Origin of the sequence: Nonomuraea rhodomycinica (genome assembly GCF_013363995.1) — a bacterium.
In the GTDB taxonomy this organism is placed as follows: Bacteria; Actinomycetota; Actinomycetes; order Streptosporangiales; family Streptosporangiaceae; genus Nonomuraea; species Nonomuraea rhodomycinica.
Genome location: NZ_JABWGO010000005.1, coordinates 97752 through 115126, shown reverse-complemented (window position 1 = coordinate 115126; position 17375 = coordinate 97752). Strand labels below are relative to the sequence as shown.

Here is a 17375-nt window from a genome sequence, read left to right as displayed (position 1 = left end):
GCGTAAGCCTGGCGGTATAGGTGCCTTCCGAGGGGTAGATGCCGGTTCCATAAGGAGGGACCGCGCATGGCTGCACCCGCTCATCAGGAGAATCTGGGACATGTCGTCTTCATCACCGCCGCGGCGGCCATAGGCGGGTTCCTGTTCGGCTACGACAGCGCCGTGATCAACGGCGCCGTCGTCGGCATCCAGAAGTACTTCCACGTCGGGGCGGTCGAGATCGGCATCGTGGTGGCCATCGCGCTGCTCGGCTCGGCCATCGGCGCCTGGGTGGGCGGCAACCTGGCCGACCGCTGGGGCCGCACGCGCACCATGCAGGTGGCGGCCATCCTGTTCGCCATCAGCTCGATCGGGCAGATGCTGCCGTTCAGCGTCTGGGACCTCGGGGTGTGGCGGCTGCTCGCCGGTGTGGCCATCGGCATGGCCTCGGTGCTCGGGCCGGCCTACATCGCGGAGGTGGCGCCGCCCGCCTACCGGGGACGGCTGGGGTCCTTCCAGCAGCTCGCGATCGTGCTCGGCATCGCCGTGTCGCAGCTCGTCAACTACGCGCTGGCGCGGGTGGCCGGCGGCAACGTCAACAACGGCCTGTGGGGGTTGCAGGCGTGGCAGTGGATGCTCGGCGCCTGCGTCGTGCCGGCCCTGCTCTATCTGCTGTTCGCCTCGACGATCCCCGAGTCGCCCCGCTACCTGATCATGGCGGGCCGCACCGAGCAGGCCCGGCGGGTGCTGCTGGAGGTGGAGGGGCCCGGCGCCGACATCGACGACCGCGTCCACGAGATCCAGCACGTGCTGCGCACCGAGCGCCGGCCCACGGTGAAGGACCTGCGCGGCCCCGCGTTCGGGCTGCTGGGCATCGTGTGGGTCGGCATCACGCTGTCGATCTTCCAGCAGTTCGTCGGCATCAACGTGATCTTCTACTACTCGACGGTGCTGTGGCAGTCGGTCGGCGTCACGCAGGCCAACTCCCTGCTGATCAGCTTCTCCAGCTCGGTCATCAACATCATCGGAACGTTCATCGCCATCGCCCTCGTCGACCGGATCGGGCGCAAGCCGCTGCTGCTCATCGGGTCGGCCGGCATGGCCGTCTCGCTCGGCACCGCGGCCTGGGCGTTCAGCTTCGCCCGCACGGTGAACGGCGCGGTGTCCCTGCCCGACCCGCAGGGCCTCATCGCGCTGGTCGCGGCCAACGTGTTCGTGCTGTTCTTCGCCCTCTCCTGGGGTGTGGTGGTCTGGGTCCTGCTGGGCGAGATGTTCCCCAACCGGATCCGCGCCGCCGCCCTGGGCGTGGCCGCCGCGGCGCAGTGGATCGCCAACTGGGCGATCACGGTGTCGTTCCCGGCGCTGGCGGACTGGAACCTGCCGCTCACCTACGCCATGTACTCGGCCTTCGCCGTCCTGTCGTTCCTCTTCGTCACCAAGTGGGTGCGGGAGACCAAGGGGCGGCCGCTGGAGGAGATGGGCTGACCCGCCCGCTCACCGGCGCGCGGCGGCCCCGCGGCCTTCCAGGGGACGCCCGGCGGCCCCCGGCCTTCCAGGGGACGCCGGGCGGGCGGCCGGACGGAGTCGCGGACGACGATGTGCGTGCCGAGCAGGACGTGCCGGCGCTCCTCGGGGTGCAGGGCGAGCCGCACCGCCGTGCGTCCCCGCTCTTCGGTGGGGATGCGCACGGTCGTCAGCCCCGGGGTGCCGGCTGCCGGCTACGCCGGGTCACGTGCCGGCCGAGTGCTACGCCGGCATGGACACGGAGACCGGCGCGTTCGGCGTACACCGGGAGCCCGCGCGCTACCTGGCCGCGCTCACGTGCCCGGTGCCGGCCGTACACGATGTGCCGGAGGCGGCGACGTGGGAGGTCGGCCTTCCCGGACGGCATCCGCGCTCACGGACCGTGGTGTGGCCGCAAGCGGGACACTTCCTGCACGTGGAGCGGCCGTCGGCGTTCGTGGACCTGATGACGTCATGGTGGGACGCCTGACGGCGACCGCCGCGGCTACGCGGAACCCGGCGGATCGACTACCCTCCGGGACGTGATCGACGACGTGCTCGGCCCTTCCCTGGACGTGCTGTTCTGCGGCATCAACCCCGGCCTCATGTCGGAGGCCACGGGCCACCACTTCGCCCGCCCGGGCAACCGCTTCTGGCCGGCCCTGCACCTGTCCGGCTTCACCCCCCGCCTCCTCGCCCCGTCCGAACAGCACCTGCTCCCGTCGTACGGCCTCGGCATCACGAACGTGGTGGCCCGGGCGAGCGCGAAGGCGTCGGAGCTGACGAGGGAGGAGCTGGTGGAGGGCGGCCACCGGCTGGCCGGGTTGGTGGCCGAGGTCCGTCCGAAGGTGCTGGCGGTGCTGGGGGTGTCGGCGTACCGGACCGCGTTCGCCCGTCCGAAGGCGGTGGTGGGGTTGCAGGGGGAGTCGGTGGGTGGGGCGCCGGTGTGGGTGCTGCCTAATCCGAGCGGGTTGAACGCGCATTGGACGTTGGCGGGGATAGCTGAGGAGCTGCGGCGGGTGCGCGAGCACATAGGACGTGCGTCAGCAGCACAGTGTCAAGAGCGGTAAGTGCATCGGTGATCTTTGCGTAGCGGGCGCCAGGGGCTTTATCGCTGATCCAAGCTTCGCGCGCAAAGATGTCGCAAAATGGGCGTGACCACGCGGAAAGTTGCAATCCGTCACAATGAATCACGCAAATGGATCTTGTGTGTCCTTTATATGGAGCTTACGCTCGGTCCGTTTGCAATCTTGCTCTGAGCCACACGGACGGGATCTTCAGATTCACGCCGGGTGAACTGGGGCTTCGTCCGGCGCCGTACGGCGCCCCGCGTGGTTCGGAGTGTGACGGCGTATGCGTCGATCTGTGTCATGGGGTCGTTCACGGCGTCGTGCGATCTTTACGCGTCTTGCATCTGTCTGACGCTGGTACCAGGGCTGGCGCAGGTTGCGGTGTTACCTTGCTCAACGACAGCGAGATTGTTCGGATCATTCGATCTTGGCGAAAGGCGCATTGAAACCGGATGTGCGGAGCTTTGGTGACAAGAGCCGGAACGTGGCCGCGCTCATGGAGGTCGCTCCCCTTTAGTCGACTTGCTTCTGGCGTCTCAGGGGGTCGGCCTGGGTTCATTTCGGTTTATGAAGAGGCCTCATTGTAGGATGAAGCTATGGCTGATTTTCATTTGCCCTCAACGTTTCCGACTCAACCTGCTGAAAAGAAGATGCGCAAAACTATAGCGCTCGGTGTCATCTCTGCCGCATTCTCCTGGCTCCTGGCTCTTGGTTTGATACATATGGGCGACGCGATCCGTTTCAAGCTCTGTCTCGAAGGGGATGTGTCGTCGGTAGATGTATCCTGTTCTCGAATGCTTTTGCTCTCTGACATCAGCTCTCTCGTCTTACTTTTGGCTGCAGTGGTATGTCCCTTGCTGGCGTTGATGGCAGCCGTCTTGCCGAGGTATCATATGCGAGCAAGAAAAACCCTTACTCTTTGCTTGCCGGTAACTCCTGGGCTCAGTGCAGCAATGGCAGTCTGTGTCATTCACCCGCATTGGTCGACATTTGACTGGGCCTCCTTTGTCGCGGTTACTGATTTCTTGTGACCCTATATGTCGGCAATCTGGTGGAGGGCGGTCGCCGGCTGGCGGGGTCGGTGGCCGAGGTCCGTCCGAGGGTGCTGGCGGTGCTTGGGGTGTCGGCGTACCGGACCGCGTTTGTCCGCCCCAAGGCGGTGGTGGGGTTGCAGGGGGAGTCGGTGGGTGGGGCGCCGGTGTGGGTGGTGCCGAATCCGAGTGGGTTGAACGCGCACTGGATGTTGGCGGCGATCGCGGACGGGCTGTGGCGGGTGTGCGAGCGCATCGGCTGCGTGTGATTGGCGCTCTCTCGTGGAGGGTTACGCGGCTGGCATGGCCAGTTTCCGGTTAAGGAGTATTGCCGGCCCTTGTCGGGTGAATCGGTCGGCGCGGGGATCGAGATCCGGGTCGACGGCGACACCCACCTCCATGTGAAACGACCCCGTGAGGTGCATCCGAACGTCCGTCCGCTCTCGAAGATCCTGGTGACGAGCGGAGGATTTCGTGACCATGACCGTACTGACCGGCTCCGTGCGCGAGCTGGTCGACCGACATCTGGCGGAGATCGTCGAGCGTGAGACGGGCGAGCTCGGCTTCGTGGGGGACGAGGGCGTCGGCACCGTGCGCCGTTTCCTCGCGGACTTCGTCCTGAGCGGTGGCAAGCGGCTGCGGCCGTCCTTCGTGTACTGGGGGCACCGGGCCGCGGGCGGGCGGCCGGAGGATCTGGACGCGGTGCTGTCGGCCGGCTGCGCCGTCGAGCTGGTGCACGCCTGCGCGCTGCTGCTCGACGACGTCATGGACGAGTCGGGCACCCGGCGGGGCCGTGTCACGGCGCACCTGGCGCTGGCCGAGGAGCACCGGCGCGCCGGGTGGCGCGGCGATCCGCGGCGGCACGGGGAGTCGGTGGCGACGCTGCTCGGCCTGCTCGCCTACACCTGGGCCGACAGCGCGATGCTGGCCGCCCGCGGGCCGTACCGGGCGTGGGAGGTGTTCACCCGGCTGCGCGTGGAGCTGATCGGCGGCCAGTACCTGGACCTGGCCGGCGCCGCCCACGGCCGCGCCACGCGCCGCCGGATCGTGGAGATCGGGGCGTACAAGTCGGGCAAGTACACCGTCGAGCGTCCTCTGCACCTGGGGCACGCGCTCGCCGGCGGCGACGGTGTGACGCTCGCGGCGCTCAGCGCGTACGCGGCGCCGCTGGGGCAGGCGTTCCAGCTGCGCGACGACGTGCTCGGCGTCTTCGGCGACCCCGCGCGCACCGGCAAGCCCGCGGGCGCCGACCTGCTGCTCGGCAAGCAGACCTACCTGCTGGCCGAGGCTCGCGCGCGCACCGGCGACCTCGGCGCCGCCGTCCTCGGCCCCGTAGACGACGAGGCCAAGCTGGGTGGCGCGGCCGACGTGCGTCACGAGGTGGACTTGGCCGCCGCCCGCGAGCTGATCGTCGCCTGCGGCGCCCTCGACGCGGCCGAGCGGCGCATCGGCGCGCTGGCCGGCGAGGCGGCGGCGGCGCTGGAGGCGCCCTGCCTGCCCGCCGACGCCGCGGCTGCCCTCGTCGAGCTGGCCCGCCAGGCCACGGAACGGGTGGCGTGATGGTCATGGAGTGGGTGACTTGCCAGGCCGCTGAGCGGGTCGGCGTGATGGTCATGGAGTGGGTGGCCCGCCAGGCCACGGAGCCGGGTGGCGTCATGGCCATGGAGCGGGTGGCCCGGCAGGCCACGGAGCGGGTGGCGTGATGGACGTGGTCATCGGGGCCGGGCTGGCCGGGCTGTCGGCGGCGATCCACCTGGCCGCGGCCGGGCGCGAGGTGACCGTCGTGGAGACGCGGGACGTCCCCGGCGGCTGCTGCGGCACGGCCGAGCTCGGGCCGTACCGCTTCGACACCGGGCCGTCGGTGCTCACCATGCCGGGCGTGCTGGCCGAGGTCTTCGGCGCGGCGGGAGAGAACCTCGACCGGTGGCTGCCGCTGCGCCGCCTCGACCCCGCGTACCGGCTGCTCTTCCACGACGGCTCCCGGCTGGACGTGCTGCCGGACGCCGACGCCATGATCGGGCAGGTGCGCGAGCTGTGCGGGGCCGCCGAGGCCGAACGCTACCGTCGCTTCCGCGCCCTGCTGGGCCGGCTGTTCGCCGCCGAGTGGAGCGTGTTCGTCGACGCGGACATGACCCGCCTGCGCGCCCTGGCCAGGCCGGTCGCGCTGCTGCGCCTGGCGGCCATGGGCGGCTTCCGCCGCCTCGACCGGCTCGTGGCCGCCCATCTCACCGACGAGCGGCTCATCCGGGCGCACACCTTCCAGGCGCTGTACGCGGGGCTGTCGCCGCGGCGGGCGCTGGGCGTCTACGCCGTCATCTCGCACATGGACACCGTGGGAGGCGTCTACTTCCCAGAGAGCGGCGGCATGCACGCCGTGCCCGTCGCCATGGCCGCCCTCGCCGAGAAGCTCGGCGCGACGTTCCGGTACGGCACGCGTGCCACCCGCGTCGAGGCCGGCGGCGACGGCGTCACGGCGGTGCGCCTGGACACCGGGGAACGGCTGGCCGCCCGCGCCGTCGTGGTGGCCGGCGACCTGGTGCGCGCCCACGCGGAGCTGCTGCCGCGGGCCGCGGCCGACTGGCGGCTGCGCCGGCCGCGCTTCTCCCCGTCGTGCGTCGTGACCCACATCGGGCTGAACCGGCCCCTGCCCGGCCAGGCCCACCACACCCTGCACCTCGGCAGGCAGTGGGCGCGGACGTTCGCCGCCCTGGAGGCGGGACGGCCGCAGCCCGACCCCAGCGTCCTCGTGACCCACCCGTCCCCGGACACGCTCAGCGTCCTCGAACCCGCGCCCAACCTGCTGGGCCGCGGCTGGGACACCGTGGAGGACCGGCTCCTGGCCCGCCTGGACGCGCTCGGCTACGGCGACCTGTCGCGGGCGCCCCGGCTCACCTGGGATCCCCGCAGGTGGGCAGCCGAGGGACACACCGCGGGCACCCCGTTCGCCCTGGACCACCGCTTCACGCAGACGGCCTGGTTCCGGCCGTCCGGCGCGGCCCGCCGCGTCCCGGGACTGCACTTCGCCGGCATGCACACCGCTCCGGGTGTCGGCGTGCCGCCCGTGCTGCTGTCCGGGCGGCTGGCCGCCCGCCGCGTTCTCAAGGAGGCACGATGACCTGCCTGGGCACCCGGGCCGCCGCCGCGGACGGCACGACCGCCCCGGCGGCCGCCGCGGAGGGCGCGACCGGCCTGACCGCCGCCTACGAGCGCTGCCGCGCCCTGCACGCCCGCTTCGGCCGCTCCTACTACCTGGCCACGCTCCTGCTGCCCGCCTGGAAGCGCCGCCACGTCCACGCCCTGTACGGCTTCGCCCGGTACGCCGACGAGATCGTCGACTCGTTCACCATGAACGGCGACCGCGCCGGCGCCCTCGACGGGCTGGCGACCCGCGTCGCGGCGGCCCTGGCGGGCGAGCGGTCCGACGACCCGGTCCTGCCCGCGTTCGCCCACACCGTGCGCTCCTTCGGCATCGGCCACGGCGAGGTGGCCGCGTTCCTGCGCTCGATGCGCGCCGACCTGACCGTGACCCGCTACGCCACCTACGACGACCTGCTCGGCTACATGGAGGGCTCGGCGGCCGTCATCGGCACCATGATGCTGCCCATCCTGGAGCCGCTGCCGGGAAGGGAGGCCGCGGCCCGCGAGCCGGCCCGGCAGCTCGGCCTGGCCTTCCAGCTCACCAACTTCCTTCGCGACGTGGCCGAGGACCTCGCCCGCGGCCGCGTCTACCTGCCCACGGCCGACCTCGACCGCTTCGGCGTCACGGAGGCGGCGCTGCGCGGCGCGCGCACGCCTCCCGAAGCCCGGCGGCTGCTGGCCTTCGAAGCCGGACGCGCCCGGGACCACTACGCCCGCGCGCTGGAGGGCGTCGCGCTGCTCACCCCGTCGTCGCGGCCGTGCGTGCGGGCCGCGTACGAGCTGTACGGCGGGATCCTGACGGGGATCGAGCGCGGCGGCTACGAGGTGCTGGCCCGGCGCGCGAGGGTGCCGCGCCGGCGCAGGCTGGCGATCTTCACCCGGCACCTCGTGGCCGCCCGGTCGGCGGGCCGGCGCGAGCGCCGCGTCACCGTGGAGGTGCCCTGACGCCCTCCGCTCAACCGGCCAGCGGGTCCGTGCCGTTCCACGTGCCCTCGCTCCCGTACGGCGCGAAGCGGGCGAACAGCTCCTCGGCGTACCAGCCGTCGCGCCGTACGCGGCCGATCACGTCCCGGTGGGCGTCGCCTCGGTAGGCGAACCGGCGGACGTCGGCCTCGTCCCGCCACAGGGAGAAGGTGGCCTGGCGGGCGAGCGGCCACTCGCCGGCGCCCACGGAGGCCAGACAGCCGGGCTGCCGCAGCAGCTCGCGGTCCACGGACGCGACGGCGCGGTAGAAGGCGACGAGCCGGGCGGGCCGGATCGACGCCCGCGTGAGCACCGCCACCGGGCCCTCGTGGCCGCCCGGGGAGCCGGTGACGGCGAACGAGTCACGGCCACCGGGGAAGGCGACGGGGCGCTCACGGCCACCGGGGAAGCGGTCAGGGCCGCCGGGGAAGGGGTCAGGGCCGCCGGGGAAGCGGTCAGGGCCACCGGGGAAGCCGTCACGACCGCCGGGGAACGAGTCACGGCCGCCGGGGGAGTCGGCGGCGAACGGGTCGCGTCCGCCCCAGCGGCCGTGCCAGGACAGCGGAGTCAGCCGCACGTGCCAGGACTCCGCCGCCGCGCGCCGCCAGCGCCGCGCGATCGGCGAGCCGCGCAGGAACGCCTCCAGCGCCGCCTCCTCCCGCCACACCGCGAACAGCGCCCAGCGGCGCAGGTCCGCGCCGGGCGTCATGGAGGCGCCCCGGCCGGTGCCGAGCAGCCGGTGGAACGCCAGGCCGCCGGTACGCCGCAGCACCGGCCGGTCGAAGGCCATGTACCGCATGGCACTCGTGTCCGGATATCTGATGAGGTGGAAGGACGCCACCCTGCCGGGCACGCTCACCGCCCGCCGCTCATCCCGCCGCCCGTTTCACGGCCGGTACCCACGCCCGTTCCGCCGCCCGAAGGCGGGCCGAACGCGGACCGAGAGCGGGCCGAGAGCGAGCCGAGCGGACGCGGAGGCCCGTAGGAGCGCCCTCGCCACGTGCGGCGCGGCCGGTACGTCGCCCGCGTGAGCTGGACGGCCGTCGCCGGATCGAGCAGCGGCGACAGCAGCAGGCCCAGGCCGGGCCGCTCGTAGCTGCCGCGCAGCGCCCACGCGAGCAGCAGCCGCACCCCGACCAGCCCCAGGTCGAGCGGCGTGGTCCGGCCCGCCAGCAGCCGCGCCACGGGCAGCGCGGCGGTCAGCCACACCACGGCCAGGTCGGCGGCCTGCCGTCCCCGCCCCGTCACGTCGGCCAGCGCCAGCGTGCGCCCCCACTCCCGCCACACGCCGGCCACCGAGTCGTGCATGTCCACGACCAGCAGGTCACCGGCGTCGAGGAGTCCCACCCGCCAGCCGTCCGCGGCCAGCGTCCTGGCCAGCGCGACGTCGTCGGCCAGATGCCCGCGTACCCGGGCGAAACCGTCGGCGGCCAGCATCGCGGACCGGTGGAAGGCCAGGCACTGGCCGTTGGCCAGGACCCGGTGCGGCGGGGGCGGCGTCGCGGCCCCGATCGGCCCGAGCCGGTAGACCAGCGTCGCCAGGAACGAGGCGTGCAGCGCCTGCTCGACCGGGCCGTCGCAGACGAACCGCGGTCCGGCCGAGACCAGGTCGAACTCCTCCAGCCCGGCCGCCAGCGCCCCGAACAGGCCGGGCCGCGGCCGGGCGTCGGCGTCCAGCGTCACCACGACCGGGCCTTTCGCGGCGGCCAGCCCCTGGTGGACGGCCCATGGCTTGCCGACCCAGCCCTCCGGCGGCGGCGTGCCGCGTACGACGGTCGCGCCCAGGGACGCGGCCAGCCGCGCCGTGCCGTCCGTGGACTCGTCGTCCACCACGATCACCTCGCGCACGGCCGGATCGGCCAGCGCGGCGGCCACGCACGGCCCCAGCCGCCCTTCCTCGTTCCGGGCCGGTATGACGACCGACACGCCGCCCCCGGAGTCGGCGGGCCCGATCACCGACATGCCGCCCCGGGAGCCGGCGGGCGCGACCACCGACCCGCCGCCCCCGGAGCCGCCGGGCACGGGACGCAGCGGCGGCCGGCGCCGCCGTCCCCTCGCCAGCCGGGCGCAGACGACGGCCCCCGCGACGGCCTGCGCCGCCCCGACCACCACGGACCATCGCGCGAGGCCGCCCACGCTCAGCAGGCCCCCGGGCCTCAGCAGGCCCCCGGGCCTCATCAGGCCGCCGGGCCTCATGAGGCCGCCTTCCCGGTGGGGAAGTCGTCGTCCACCATCGAGGCGACGATCCGCCCGCCCATCGCCACCAGCGGCAGCCCGCCGCCGGGGTGCGCCGAGCCGCCCACCAGGTACAGCCCGCGCCGGGGCCCGCGGTTGGCCGGGCGGCGGAAGGGGGACAGCCGGCCGGTGTACGCGGTGCCGTAGATGGCGCCGCCCCACGCGCCGTAGCGCCGCCGCAGGTCGGCGGGCGTGAACAGGTCCACGAAGCGCAGCCGCCCCGCCAGGTCCAGGCCGCGCTCGGCGAGCCGTTCGAGCACCAGGTCCTGGTACGACTCCGGCGGCGCCGGCCAGCGGGACGGGTCGCGGGCGGGGACGTTCACCAGCAGCGTCAACGCCTCGGCGCCGGCCGGGGCCTGCGACGGGTCGTCCACCGAGGCGCAGCCGACGTAGACGGTCGGGTCGGTGGACGGCGTCCGGCGCCGGAAGAGGGCGTCGAACTCGGCCCGCTGGTCGGCCGGGAACAGGATCGAGTGGTGGGCGAGCCCCTCGGTGCGCCCCTCCACCCCGGCCAGCATCAGGAAGGCCGACGACGACGGGCCGAGCGCGGCGACGCGCCGCAGCCTGTGCCGGTCGGGCAGCAGCCGCCCGTACAGCTCGGCCGCGTCGGTGTTCGCGACGACCACGTCGGCGGTGATGCGCTCGCCGTCCGCCAGCCGGACCCCGCCGACCCGCCGCCGGTCGGCGACGATCGCGTCGACCCGGGCCGACAGCCGCACCTCCACACCGGCCTCGGCCAGCAGGGCCGCGAGGTCGCCGGCGAGACGCGGCAGGCCGCCGGGGACGTACCAGGCGCCGTGGTCGTGCTCGATGGCCGGCACGCAGCCGAGCGCGGCCGGGGTGCGGTACGGGTCGGATCCGGCGTAGGTGGCGTAGCGGTTGACGTACTGGCGCAGGCGCGGGTCGCGGAAGAAGCGGCGCGCGAGGCCCGCCAGCGTGCGGCCGGGCGCGACCGCGAGCAGGTCCGACAGGTGCGCCGCGCGGGGCGGGCGGTTCAGCGGGCCGGCGAAGAACGTGCGCGCCGACGCCGACAGGCAGCGCCGCGCCCAGGCGTGGAAGGCCAGCCAGCGCGCCCCCTCGCCCGGCGCCAGCCGCTCCACCTCCCGCGCCATCCGGTCCGGGTCGCGGTGCGCGGTCAGCACCGACCCGTCGGCGAAGCGGTAGCGGCACAGCTCCCGGACCTCCACCAGCTCGCGTCCCACGCCCAGGTCGCGGAACACGCCGGGCAGCGTGAGCAGCGACGGGCCCAGGGAGAAGCGGAAGCCGTCGTGCCGGTGCTCGGCCAGCTTGCCGCCGAGCCGCGGGAGCCGCTCCAGCAGGGTCACCTCGTGCCCGGACCGGGCCAGCAGCAGGGCGCTCACCATCCCGCCCACGCCGCCGCCCACCACGCTCACCGCCGCCACACGTCCTCCTCGGTCCTCGTACCCGCCCGGGCCCGGGCTCGCGCGCCGACCCCCGCCGCCACCCGTACGGCGACGAAAGCTCCCATGGCCACGCCGCCGCACACGGCGACCACGAGGTCGGGCGGCCGGAACACCAGCGCGAACCCGACCGTCTCCATCACCGCCATCACCGCGTACACCGCCGCCGGCCCCACCGCGCCGGACACCTCCGGCAGCAGCCCGTGGATCACCGCCATCACCGCCAGCGACACCAGCAGCCACCCCGCGAGGTCGCTCAGCGGAACGCCGCGGTAGAAGCCGCCGTCGTGCCAGGTCCACGCCCCGAGGCGGAGCATCTGCGGATCCAGGAACAGGTCCCACGCGGTCAGCGCCAGAGCCCCGAGCAGGAGGCGGGCGACGCCACCGCCCGGCGCGACCGCGTACGCGGCCAGCCCCATCCCGCCCCAGGCGACGGGCACGATCACCGGCACGCCCAGCAGCTGCGGCTGGAGCACCTCGGTGTAGGAGTACGCCCCGAACGGCACCCCGGTCGTCACCCCGGCCAGCTCGGCGGCGTAGCCGACGGCCGCCACGGCGCCGAACGCCGCCACGGCCCGCCCCGGCCGGCCGGTCGCACCGGCCGCGAACGCCACGGACGAGGCCGCCAGCAGCAGCACGACGGGGCCCGTCCATCCGCGCAGCTCGTCCGTCGCACCGCTGACGACCTGCGCGGCGACCATCGCGCACAGCAGAACCGTTCCGATGATCGAGGGGGCGCGTCGCCGGGCCGAGACTGCGGTCACGCCGGTACCTTCGGACGATCCGGCCGATCGGATGCATCGTCCGGCCGCTCTCGAAGCCGCGCCGTCGACGATCACCTTCACCCCCGAGGTCGCCGCGTTACGGGCCTGCGGTGGGCCGGGCGTAGATATTGCCGTTGGAGCTGCCGAGGTACACGAAGCCGTCCGCCACGACAGGGTCCGTCTGGGCGGTGCCACCGGTCCGGAACCTCGATCGCACCGTGCCGGTGGCGGCGTCGAGGGTGTACAGCGTTCCCTCGCGGTCGGAGACGTGGATGGTTCCGTCCGCCGCCACGGGGCCGCTGCCGCGGCCGCCCGGAAGCGGGAGGCGCCGGCGCGTCCTGCCCGTGGCGGTGTCGAGCGCGTACAGCGTACGGTCGCGGCCGACGGTGTACAGGAGTCCGCCCGCCACCGCGGCTCTCCAGGTGAACATGGGCTGGTCGCCCCCGGCCCGGACCTGCCACAGGGGCGTGCCGGTCGCGGCGTCCAGCGCGTGGGTGGTGCCCTCGTCGTCGCCCACGTACACGGTCCCGCCGGCCACCACCGGGCGGGACGCGATGGTGCCGGTGATCCGTGATCTCCAGCGGACCTCGCCGGAGACGGCGTCCAGGGCGTTCACGTCGCCGCTGCTGCTCGTGGCGTAGACGGTCGCGCCGGCCCTCAGCAGGAGGATGCGGTCGTGTTCCGCGCCGAGCCGGTAGCGCCGTCTCTCGGTGCCGGTGGCGGGGGCGAGGGCGTACACCACGCCGTGGTCACTGCCGGCGAGGACGACGTCGCCGGCCAGCACGGGCTCCGGGGTCAGCATGTCGCCCGCCGGCTCGAAGCTCCACAGCCGCTTGCCGGAGGTGGCGTCGAGCGCGACGAGTTCGGCCTTCAGGGACCAGGTGGGATGCCTGGTCCAGAGGTAGAGGCGGCCCGCCGCGACCACGAGGTGACCGGACACGATGAGCTTGCGGCTCCATCTCGGGCGGCCGGTGCCCGCGTCCAGCGCCACCAGCCCGCCGACGCTGCCGGCCGCGTACACGGCGCCGTGCGCCACCACGTGGCCGTCCTCCACGGAACCGCCCGTCCGGTGGCGCCACCGCACCGCGCCGGTGGCGGCGTCCAGCGCGGACACCGTGCCGTCGCCGCTGGTGGCGTAGACGACGCCGCCGGTCACCACCGGCTCGGTACGCACGGCCGCGTCGGTCGGGAAACTCCATCCGGGTTCGCGCGCGGGGGCGGGGGCGCGAGCGCCCGGCTGGTACCGGGCGAGCAGCCGGTCGCGCAGCAGCGGGGAGAGCAGCCGCACCGCCTGCCGTGAGGACGAGGCCAGCCGGACGACGACGGGGCCCACGTTCATGATCGTCGCGCCGTAGAAGCCGTTCGTCTCCGCCACGGTGTACGACAGGAAGCCGGGGGCCTCGGTGGTGGGGTCGATGTCGCCGGTCTCTTGGACGGCGGCCGCCTCGGCGGTGTACAGCTTGCGCGCGCCCGCCTCCGACGACGACACCCATTCCACGGACAGCGAGACGACGGCGCCGTCGTCGGCCGGCGGTATCCAGTCGCATTTCGCCGCGCCGTCCGTCGCCGGGGCCGGGCGGTAGCCGTCCGCGAAGGCCGCCAGGTCGCGGGCGGTCAGCAGGCCGCAGGCGTCCGGCCAGGCCGTAGCCGGGCGGGCGGTCCCGTAGATCAGCTCGTACGCGGTGAGCCGCCCGTCCCCGGGGACGTCGCTGAATACGAAGGCCATGTCCCGGCTCGCCCCGGCAAGGGAGACCAGGTGGGCGGGCAGGTCGATCGGCAGCCCGCCGAGCCGCCCGGTGCCGGGGTCCATGGAGATCAGGTAGGCGGGCAGCGGCCAGGTGGAGTGCTGCAGGGTACGGCCCTGGTCGTTCGCCACGGTGGGGGAGCCGGCGTACAGGGGCGGGTTCCAGCGGTCCGGGTCCGTGACCGTGACGGCTTGCGAGCCGGTGGACAGCAGGCGGCCGTCGGGCCCGAGGAAGAAGTCGTCCGCACCCGCCCTGGCCTTCACGTACCCTTCGGCGTTGGCCGTGAGCCTGATCGGCGGGCCGCCGCCCGCCGGGGAGGACGACGACGGCAGCAGGCGCGTCCACTCCTGCCGCAGGGTGCGCGGATCGATCGAGGCCAGCCGCAGCTCGTTCCCCTGGCAGTAGCTGAGCAGCCGCACCGACCGGGCCGTCGCGGCACCGGTCAGCCGGCAGTCTCGCGGGTAGGTCGTCCTGGCCGTGGTCGTCCCGGTCCGCGCGTCGAGGGCCTGGATGTCGAGGGGTTCGTCGGCCCGCTCGAACACCACGACGCCGCGCTCGGTCGCCAGGATCCGCGGGCCGTGGTACGAGCCGGTGTCACCCAAGCGGGGCCGGCCGGGGGCGGTGACGGCCGTGCGCCGCCACAGCGGCGCGCCGGTGGCCAGGTCGTGGCCGTACAGGGTCTGCTCGGCGCCGTCCGGCTCTCCTCTGGCGACGACGAGCGTGTCGCCGGCGATCCAGACGCCGGTGACGGGCGCGGGCCGGGCGGGGTCGGCGGGGATGACGCGTCGGAGCGCGCCCGTGCGCGGGTCGTGGACTCTCACGGTGCTCTGCCGCGTCGCCACGGCGACCGCCCGGGCGGACACGGCGTGGCCCGGGGCCTGCAGGAACATGAGGCCGTTCCCGGCATCCGCGGGCACCGACCACGACGCGTGCCACTCGACGGGTACGCGAGGAGGTCTCGTGACGTCGTCCACGGCCGCGGCCGAGCAGGTCGCCAGGACGACCACGAGCAGGATCGCGGCCGAGCGGCGCCTGCGCGCGGTCAGCACTTCCCGGCCTTGGCGAGCTTCGGCTCGATCGCGCACGCGCCGCTCCTGGAGATCGGCTGCCAGCCGCCGAGCGGAGAGGTCGTGTAGTAGGCGTGGTAGGTGCCGGAGGTCCCGGTCACCCGGAACGGGGTCCGGTCCGGCCCCTGGATCGTCAGCTGCTCGGTCCGGTCCCCCGCGAGCACGGTGACCAGGAGGTCGAAGGCGTAGTAGGCGGCCGTGCCCGTGACCGTCAGGGACAGCGTGACTCGTTCGTCCTGTCTGAGGTCGATCTGCTTCTTCCTGAAGTACGAGATGTCGGGATCTTGGGGACTGGTGAAGCGGGGCGCGGGCTGGTCGAGGTCGGCGGCGAGTTCGATGGTGAAGGCCTCTCCGCCCGACGTGTGGATGAACAGCGCGCCGTCCGAGACGGGCTTGCGGTCGAGGACGCGCGGCTGGATGTCGACGATGCGCAGACTGCTGCGGTTGCCGACGAGGACGACGGTGAGGTCGGCGGTCTCGAGCGGGGCCCGGTCGTGGCGCGCCATGACCGTGTCGCGTCGCGAGCCGGACGCGCTGCCCAGCAGGACCGTCCGGTCCGCGGGGTCGGTCACCGCTTGCCTCAGGGCGGTGTCCTGCGTGGCGTAGTCGACGGCGACGTGGCCGACCTTGATCGGGGGCTCGCCGCTGATGCTCCCGACGGTGTCGGAGCCGCGGGCGTTGAACCAGGCGGTGAACACGACCCCGACGGCCGCCACGATCACGGCGCTGACGATTCCCGCCAACCACGTCCGCATGGCCTTCCATCCGCCGGCCTCCTCGGCGCGGGGGGCGGATGCGGCACGCTGCTTCTGGCGCGCTCTGACCATGGGAATCCCCTTCGTCGGCGGTGCAACGGCAGCTGATGTATAGCTGATGGGACGGCCGCGCGGCCGTGGTGTCGACGAATTCAGTCTGGGAGCTCCTGAATTCCCTGAGGGCGGATCGGGAACGAGAGATTGCCGGCGCGGGCGCAATAAGGATTCCGCCCGGAAATGCCGGAAAGGGATCCGATCGAGACCGGCGGCTCCACCTGCCGCGGCATGCCGATCCGGTGCCGACCGGGTCTCGGGGGACTCTTGACGATCTCGGAGCCCGATCCCTACCATTCAGTAACTCTCTTAATGATCACCTCAATCCCCGTTTACGGTTCAACCACTTCCTTTGCGCGGGAGTGCGCTCAGCCGTGGTCACGTAGGGAAAATGTCGCATGTCAGATGACTATGACGTCGTCATAGTGGGCGCGAGCATTGCCGGATGCGCCGCCGCCATACTCTTCGCGAATCTCGGCGCCCGCGTCGCGCTTCTCGAAAAGCATTCCGGCATGGACGCGTACAAGGTCCTCTGCACCCACACGCTCCAGCCGAGCTGCATGCCGGTCGTCAAGACGCTGGGCCTGCTGCCCCCGCTGGAGCGGGCGGGGGCACGGCGGCACGTCACCCACCTGTGGACCCGCTGGGGATGGATCGAGCCGCGGCCCGCGCCCGGCAGGGAGCCGCTGCCGCACGGGCTCAACGTCCGCCGCCGGACCCTCGACCCCCTGCTCAGGCGGCTGGCCGCCGAGACACCGGGCGTCGAGCTGCGGCTCGGCAGCGGCGTCAACGGGCTCCTGGAGGAGGACGGCCGCTTCACCGGCGTGCGCGTCACGGCCAACGGCACGGAGACCCGGCTGACGGCGCGGCTGGTCGTGGGCGCCGACGGCCGCAACTCCACCGTGGGCTCCCTCAGCGGCCTGCCCGTACGGCTGAGCGCCAACAACCGGCTGGGCTTCCTCGCCCAATACCGCGGCCTGCCCGACGGCGACGCGAGCCGGGTGTGGTTCCTCGACCCCGACACCGCCTTCGCCTTCCCCAACGACGACGGCGTCACCGTGGTCGCCTGCAGCCCGAGCAAGGAGCACCACGCCTCCGCCTTCCGCGCCGACCCGGAGGGCAGCTTCGAGCGGTTCGTCCGCGCCCTGCCCGACGCGCCCCCGATCGACCAGGGCGAACGCATCTCCAAGGTCATCGGTACGCGCGACCTGCCCAACGTCTACCGCAAGCCGTACGGGCCGGGCCTCGCGCTCGTCGGCGACGCGGCGCTGGCCACCGACCCGCTGTGGGGCGTCGGGTGCGGGTGGGCGTTCCAGTCGGCCCAGTGGCTGGTGGACGCGGTCGGCCCGGCCGTGGCCGGGGGAGGGGACGTGCCGGCGGGGCTCGCGGCGTACGGCGGGAAACACCGCGCCGCGCTCGACAGCCATCACCGGCTCATGGAGGACTACGCGGCCGTGCGGCCGTTCAACGTCTTCGAACGGCTGCTGCTCTCCGCCGCGGCCCGCGACGCCGGGGCGGCCCGGCACTATTACGCCTTCGCCTCGCGCCTCATCGACGTCAAGGAGTTCGCGTCACCGGGCTCGCTGCTGCGCGCCGCGCGGGTGAACGCCTTCCACCGTCTGCGCAACGCGCCGTCGAACAGCTAAGGAT

Annotated in this window: 16 protein-coding genes; 10 read left to right on the top strand and 6 right to left on the bottom strand. The window is 73.4% G+C overall.

Features of this window, described 5'->3' with window-relative positions; all coding sequences use genetic code 11:
* The first annotated feature begins 66 nt into the window (after positions 1-66).
* From HT134_RS22055 to HT134_RS22015, 9 genes are all read left to right on the top strand, one after another.
* The gene (locus HT134_RS22055) at positions 67-1464 is read left to right on the top strand and encodes a sugar porter family MFS transporter (RefSeq protein ID WP_175602350.1); all 1398 of its coding nucleotides are present in this window, start codon (positions 67-69) and stop codon (positions 1462-1464) included.
* A 247-nt stretch (positions 1465-1711) separates the two neighbouring features.
* Positions 1712-1972, top strand: a complete 261-nt coding sequence (locus HT134_RS22050; RefSeq protein WP_175602349.1) for an alpha/beta fold hydrolase — start codon at positions 1712-1714, stop codon at positions 1970-1972.
* A gap of 52 nt (positions 1973-2024) precedes the next feature.
* A complete protein-coding gene (gene mug / locus HT134_RS22045; protein ID WP_175602348.1) occupies positions 2025-2552 on the top strand; it encodes a G/U mismatch-specific DNA glycosylase in 528 nt (175 codons plus the stop codon).
* 596 nt (positions 2553-3148) lie between these two features.
* Positions 3149-3583, top strand: coding sequence for a hypothetical protein (locus HT134_RS22040; RefSeq protein WP_175602347.1), 435 nt, complete (start codon positions 3149-3151; stop codon positions 3581-3583).
* Positions 3580-3852: a uracil-DNA glycosylase family protein gene (locus HT134_RS22035; protein ID WP_175602346.1), complete on the top strand. Its 273-nt coding sequence runs from the start codon at positions 3580-3582 to the stop codon at positions 3850-3852. Before HT134_RS22040 ends, HT134_RS22035 begins: the two co-directional genes overlap by 4 nt.
* Before the next feature lie 211 nt (positions 3853-4063).
* Positions 4064-5143, top strand: a complete 1080-nt coding sequence (locus HT134_RS22030) for a polyprenyl synthetase family protein (protein WP_175602345.1) — start codon at positions 4064-4066, stop codon at positions 5141-5143.
* Between the two features lie 5 nt (positions 5144-5148).
* A complete protein-coding gene (locus HT134_RS22025) occupies positions 5149-5286 on the top strand; it encodes a hypothetical protein (RefSeq protein ID WP_175602344.1) in 138 nt (45 codons plus the stop codon).
* Positions 5286-6698, top strand: coding sequence for a phytoene desaturase family protein (locus tag HT134_RS22020; RefSeq protein ID WP_175602343.1), 1413 nt, complete (start codon positions 5286-5288; stop codon positions 6696-6698). Before HT134_RS22025 ends, HT134_RS22020 begins: the two co-directional genes overlap by 1 nt.
* A complete protein-coding gene (locus tag HT134_RS22015) occupies positions 6695-7666 on the top strand; it encodes a phytoene/squalene synthase family protein (RefSeq protein WP_175602342.1) in 972 nt (323 codons plus the stop codon). Before HT134_RS22020 ends, HT134_RS22015 begins: the two co-directional genes overlap by 4 nt.
* A gap of 10 nt (positions 7667-7676) precedes the next feature.
* On the opposite strand, the gene HT134_RS45795 is transcribed toward HT134_RS22015, so the two are convergent.
* The 6 genes from HT134_RS45795 to HT134_RS21985 all read right to left on the bottom strand — a co-directional run bounded on the left by HT134_RS45795 (position 7677) and on the right by HT134_RS21985 (position 15743).
* The gene (locus tag HT134_RS45795) at positions 7677-8474 is read right to left on the bottom strand and encodes a spheroidene monooxygenase (RefSeq protein ID WP_246364962.1); all 798 of its coding nucleotides are present in this window, start codon (positions 8472-8474) and stop codon (positions 7677-7679) included.
* Between the two features lie 65 nt (positions 8475-8539).
* Complete coding sequence (locus HT134_RS22005; RefSeq protein ID WP_246364960.1) at positions 8540-9880, bottom strand: glycosyltransferase family 2 protein; 1341 nt, start codon at positions 9878-9880, stop codon at positions 8540-8542.
* Complete coding sequence (locus tag HT134_RS22000; RefSeq protein WP_312888323.1) at positions 9877-11322, bottom strand: phytoene desaturase family protein; 1446 nt, start codon at positions 11320-11322, stop codon at positions 9877-9879. The genes HT134_RS22005 and HT134_RS22000 overlap by 4 nt, the downstream gene beginning before the upstream one ends.
* Positions 11310-12104: a carotenoid biosynthesis protein gene (locus HT134_RS21995; protein WP_312888322.1), complete on the bottom strand. Its 795-nt coding sequence runs from the start codon at positions 12102-12104 to the stop codon at positions 11310-11312. The genes HT134_RS22000 and HT134_RS21995 overlap by 13 nt, the downstream gene beginning before the upstream one ends.
* A gap of 97 nt (positions 12105-12201) precedes the next feature.
* Entirely contained in the window at positions 12202-14934 is a 2733-nt protein-coding gene (locus HT134_RS21990) for an outer membrane protein assembly factor BamB family protein (protein WP_175602341.1), read from the bottom strand.
* Entirely contained in the window at positions 14892-15743 is an 852-nt protein-coding gene (locus HT134_RS21985) for a hypothetical protein (RefSeq protein WP_175602340.1), read from the bottom strand. Before HT134_RS21985 ends, HT134_RS21990 begins: the two co-directional genes overlap by 43 nt.
* A 440-nt stretch (positions 15744-16183) precedes the next feature.
* Between HT134_RS21985 and HT134_RS21980 the strand changes: the two genes are divergently transcribed.
* Complete coding sequence (locus tag HT134_RS21980) at positions 16184-17371, top strand: NAD(P)/FAD-dependent oxidoreductase (protein ID WP_312888370.1); 1188 nt, start codon at positions 16184-16186, stop codon at positions 17369-17371.
* The last annotated feature ends 4 nt before the right edge of the window (positions 17372-17375 follow it).